This window comes from Paenibacillus xylanivorans (assembly GCF_001280595.1).
GTDB lineage: Bacteria > Bacillota > Bacilli > Paenibacillales > Paenibacillaceae > Paenibacillus > Paenibacillus xylanivorans.
The window spans coordinates 12,390-13,420 of the sequence record NZ_LITU01000074.1 but is presented as its reverse complement, the minus strand read 5'-3'; the positions used below and the strand labels follow the sequence as shown (position 1 = coordinate 13,420).

The window sequence follows — 1,031 nt, the reverse complement described above, 5'->3', positions numbered from 1 at the left end:
GGTGGACACTTGCCCCATGAGCAAGGCCACCGAGGTTCGGAACGGGAACCGGTGCGACATCCGTCCCTACCAGAATATCAACTCCGGCACGGTGAAGGTCCATCACATTCTTAAAGCTGTTCTCCATATTGCCTTGCGGGAACGTATTGAAGCTTGAGTTCAGAATATCGATCCAATCCGGACTTAATTTGGAATGAACACGCGGATCATTCGCCAATTCGGATGCCGTATTTCCAATAATCGATGAATTCAACACCAAGCACGGTGTAACAAAAGCGCCTGAAGCTGCTATGGATTTCACTAACTCGGAGGTGTATTCGGGTCTGTCGATGAACAAGTGGCCCAACCCGTCGACTCCAAAATCGATGGCTTGTTGCGATGAAAGGGCCGTCAAGACGTGGGCGATGACCAGCTTCTCGAACTTGTGGGCTTCTGTCACGGCTGTTTTTAGAATCTCATCGCTTAATACAGGCAGGCCAGGTGCACCCATGACCGTTCCTTCTTCAATCATGATCTTAATATAGTCGGCCCCATTCTCTACTTGGGTATGCACGTGTTTAATCGCTTCTTCGACCGTTGTCACTTGAGGTATTTCATCGTGATCGTGAGCGTATGCGGCTAACATTGCTTCCCGATCTTCCTCCGATAACTTCTCTAGTTCCTTTAATACGAATTCAGGTATTTCATCTCCATCTGGCAATAATTCATCCGGATGTCCGCCCGGAGCGGTGATCGCTGTGCCAGCAGAACGGACATCTGCGATGTCATTCACGTTTTTCAACTGAATTTCGCGCCCTCGTTTAGTAAAATCACCGTTCATTTCGAGTTCAGTGGTAACGCCGAATTTTAGCGCATCTCGTAATCCGCCGATGGAGGTGTGAACATGTGCATCAATCAGACCAGGCATTAGAGTCGCATTTTCTCCATCGATAATCGTTGCATCGGCCGGAAGGTCTCCACCCACTGAAATAATAGACTCCCCTTTAATGACAACATGTCTAGGCGCAATGATTTGCTCCCCATCAAAGATA

Annotated in this window: 1 protein-coding gene; it reads right to left on the bottom strand. The window is 48.4% G+C overall.

Annotated features, from left to right (window positions below; genetic code table 11):
• Positions 1-1,031: amidohydrolase family protein (locus AMS66_RS23125; RefSeq protein WP_236703591.1), on the bottom strand; the 1,031-nt coding region annotated here is incomplete at both ends.